The organism is Brevibacterium otitidis, from assembly GCF_042429315.1.
In the GTDB taxonomy this organism is placed as follows: domain Bacteria; phylum Actinomycetota; class Actinomycetes; order Actinomycetales; family Brevibacteriaceae; genus Brevibacterium; species Brevibacterium otitidis.
This window is the reverse complement of record NZ_JBHMAU010000106.1, coordinates 1-4,003: the sequence shown is the minus strand read 5'-3', so window position 1 is coordinate 4,003 and position 4,003 is coordinate 1. Positions and strand designations below refer to the sequence as shown.

Genomic DNA, 4,003 nt, shown 5'->3' with positions numbered 1-4,003 from the left:
GGTCGGCCATACCGTCGCTGCCGCCGACCCAGTCAGCGAAGGCGTCGCTCACATCCGCGTCGCAATCACATCGCCTGGGTAACTACAGTTGTGGAAGTCAGGTCCGAAGCGGGTTCACACTACTGCGGCAGCGGAGATGTTTCTCATGCAATCAGGACTAGAGGCTGCTGTGGAGCAGCTGGAGTCAGAAGATGCGCAGTCCTTCGTCGGTCAGGTCCGCGCTGGATTAGACACGATGTTCCGCAGACGTGGCTTGATTGAAATTGATCGGTGCGCGAATCTGTTTCTATTCGAGCGACACCAATGACCCGCGCCTATGGAGCCTAGTTCAACAGCGTGGTTCACACGTAGCGTACGGCCCGTGGACGTTTGCCTTGGACGAGGTGGCCGATGAATTCCGCGACTCGATCGGCTTCCGAGCCGAAGGGATTATCGGTGACCATATACGTCCACGTCGACGAGGGCCTGCGAAGGCCAAGGTCTTCGATGGCACGTGCCTCGTCGTGAGCCCTGCCCAGAGTCTCCGCACAACGGGCGAGATACTCTGATTCAAGGCGCGCTAACGACTCATTCGCGATGATGAGGAACTCGTCGAGTGGGTTCTGTCGCCCGAGAACTCGCAAGTGTATTCCTTCTCGCACGCTGGCCAGGTGTTCGAGGTGATCGGCCCATCCGTGATCGATTTGGTAAAGCGCAACTTGGCGAAGAAGCTCGCACTTTTCGGGCTGTATCCATTGCTCTCGCAAACCTGGTGCGTCGGGAAAGATGCTGTCAAGGAGGCCGTCGAGAGCCCCTGGGACGTCGTACAGGATCCGGTCGCGACGGCGGAGAGTCAGGGCTCTGTGTCTATCGGTCACAGTGTGGTATGAGCGGGTCGTCCGGTGGAGCTGCAGCGCCTTGCCTTCGGCCACTCGTTGGGCGTGTTCGTACACCTCCTGGAACCAGGCGTCTTCAATGAGCCCAGTCGCGGACACTCTCTCGGGGGTGACACCAATCTCCAGGTTCTCCGTGACGACGGGGTCCTCGAGGCTGGTGTAGAAGATGGACTCTCCTGGATCTCCCTGACGGCCGGCGCGTCCTCGCAGTTGATGATCCAGTCGCATGCTGTCGTATCGTCCGAGGCCGAGCACCAGCAGACCGCCGGCACGAGACGCCTCGGCGTCGAGCATGATGTCGACGCCTCGGCCGGCCATCTGCGTCGACACGGTCGCAGTACCGGCGGTACCGGACCGTGCGATGATTTCTGCTTCCTCCGCGTCGTTCTTGGCGTTGAGGACGGCCGCCGAGATTCCGTGACCGGCGAGGACCGAGGCGAACTCTTCAGACTCACGGACACTTCCCGTTCCGACGAGCACTGGTCGGGACAATGAGCGAGCTTCTGCGACGTGGAGTGCCGCCGCCTCGTTTCGTTGGCTTCTTGTGAGGAAGAGGCGGTCGGGCAGATCCGTGCGGCGAAGTGGACGGTTGCGTGGTATGACTCCGGTGCGCAGATCGAGGTCCTCTTGGATCCGCTCGGCGGCCTCGGCCGCAGTGCCACTCATGCCGGTCAGCGTGGTGTACTCGCGGACGACGGTCTCGACGAGCATCTGGTCGAGGACTCGTGCCTGCGGGGACACCGGCAGGCGCTCTTTCTGCTCCACAGCAGCCTGAAGGCCATCGGGCCATCTCTGGCGCTGTGCGACACGTCCCCGCGTGGTGTTGATGAGTTCAATTCGGTCACCTGATACGACATAGTCGATGTCGCGGTGGACCAATGCATGAGCATGGAGGGCCAGATGTGCCGCCGTGAGCTTGTCGTTGGAGTCGTCGTCATAGAGGTTCAGTCCTCCGAGGGCTGCCTCAAGCGATTCGATTCCCTTCTCCGTGAACGAGGCAGCGAGTCCGTCGGCATCGACTTCATAGTCGACATTCGGCTGCAATCCTCGAACCGCGTCGAGGAGTTCAGCGTCCGGGGCCTGGGTGTCTGCTTCACCGGCGATGACGAGAGGGACCATTGCGTCATCGATCAGGACGGCGTCGATCTCGTCGACGATCGCAACGTCCATGCCTTCGACGATTGCGTCGTCGTGTTGTGTTCGCTGGCGATCGCGGAGGAGATCAAATCCCACCTGATGCACGGTTGCGTAGACGACATCAGACCGGAATGCGTCTCGACGGGAATTGCGTGGCATCGCTTGGGTTACAGCACTGACCGACAGTCCGAAGGAGGCAAAGAAGGCAGACCCGAATTCGGCGTCTCGTTCTGCAAGGTAGTCGTTGGCTGAGAGTACGTGGACCCGTCGACCCATGGTTGCGTACGCTGCGGCTACGAGGAAACCGACGAGAGTCTTGCCTTCGCCCGTGGCCATATCGACTACGCGGCCGCGGAGGATGTTCATGGCAGCGAGGAGTTGCACGCCAAATGGGCGCAATCCGAGACGTCGGCGAGCAAGCTCTCCGGCGACCGCAAAGAAGCTTGTCGAGTCCTCGGGACTCGGAGGATATCGCAGAAACTCATCTACGGCAGATTGGAGTTCCGCGGACGTTGCCGCTTCTAACTCAATCATCCTGGCGTAGCAGTTCTCGGCGGAGCGTTTGAGCCGTAGCAGATTCTCGGACCCGGGCTCCTGCTTCCAAGATCGCACCCACCCTCGAATTGTCTCCCAGGGGGATCTGCGATCAGACAACCGTCGTGCGGTCACCGAGCATCACCTTGTCGACCCGGCCTGACCGTTGGAACTTCCAGCGCCGTCGCCGGGGACGGTACTTCAGACATCTCGCAGGAACGGTGAGTGCAGGGGTCCGGCAAGGACCAGGAGCGCGTATCCCGGCCGATGCCCGGTTTCCGATGAGCAGTGCGCATATCAACACAGCCTACAACCAAACTCACACCTTGCTACACAAGTTCACGCCTCCATCGAGGCGACTGGTAGTGTACCGTATCATGACAACCAAGCAAGAGGGGCGTCCAAGAAACCCAGCCATCAGCCAAGCCCTCCTCCAAGCGGCAGAGCGGCGCATGGAGGCTGACGGTTTCGGCAGCCTAACAGTCGATGGGCTCGTTAAGGAGGTCGGTACCACCCGGCAGGCCTTCTATCGACGTTTCTCAAGGGTTTCCGTACTCGCCTTGGAGGTCATTCTTGCCCGTTTCGGCGAGTCGAATGCTGTGGACACCGGGTCGTTGGAAGCCGATCTTCTCAAGCTTCAGCGCGACGACGTGGCCATGATGACCACATCGCTGGTCCGCAAGAATCTACCGGGCATGTTCGAAGACATTCGCACCATCCCGGAGGTCTGTGCCATCTACTTCGAAAGATTGATCTTGCCGCGTAGGCAGAATGTCGCAAGGGTAGTCGACAACGCGATGGCACGTGGAGAGGTGATTCAGCGTCACATTGATGCCGAATATGTCTGTGACTTAATGTTTGGCGCCATCCTGTCCCGGCTGCTTCTACCTACAGGTTTACCTGTCGACGATCATTTTGCACGGGAAACGGTTGCGACCGCGGTCCATATACTTACGTGTCCTCAGGCGACCAAAACATGAGCAGGCAACCGGGGCTCCTTATACATCACGATCAACTGCGAGAGCGAGTAGTTCGGGTCATATATCAAACTCGTTGACTATAAGGATTTGAGGCATGAGCGGCCGCCAGAGAAGGAAGAGGCCACGGCCAGTATCCCGCGTTCAATGTGGCGAGACTGGAAAGCTACAGTACGAAGACTATGGTGATGCAGTGCGCGTGGCGGTAATGAGGTCTCGGTACGCCGGTCCGTTGCGGATTTATGAGTGCCCGTCGTGCAGGTCCTGGCACCTGACCAAGCGCCGCAACTGCGATTCGCCGCCTGCCTCCTAAGCCATGTTGTGAGGTTACCCTCGATTAGTGGACACCCGAGTTAGCGGGATTTGCTGGCTCTTGGGACTGATGCAGGGATTGGTGACAGTTTGATTGTCACGCTGCGAGGGCAGGTGACTCTATGATTGCTTCGTACTCGATTGGTGTCAATCGACCCAACCGGGCTT

2 protein-coding genes are annotated in these 4,003 nt (G+C 59.5%); one reads left to right on the top strand and one right to left on the bottom strand.

What is annotated here, in order from left to right; genetic code table 11:
- Positions 1-341 precede the first annotated feature (341 nt).
- Entirely contained in the window at positions 342-2,624 is a 2,283-nt protein-coding gene (gene secA2 / locus ACFFN1_RS13740) for an accessory Sec system translocase SecA2 (RefSeq protein ID WP_376841398.1), read from the bottom strand.
- A 299-nt stretch (positions 2,625-2,923) separates the two neighbouring features.
- Between secA2 and ACFFN1_RS13735 the strand changes: the two genes are divergently transcribed.
- The gene (locus ACFFN1_RS13735; protein ID WP_376841397.1) at positions 2,924-3,526 is read left to right on the top strand and encodes a TetR/AcrR family transcriptional regulator; all 603 of its coding nucleotides are present in this window, start codon (positions 2,924-2,926) and stop codon (positions 3,524-3,526) included.
- The last annotated feature ends 477 nt before the right edge of the window (positions 3,527-4,003 follow it).

Excerpts from the sequence above, each read along its gene's own strand:
- ACFFN1_RS13735 (WP_376841397.1), top strand. The coding sequence starts at position 2,924 with ATGACAACCAAGCAAGAGGGGCGTCCAAGAAACCCAGCCATCAGCCAA.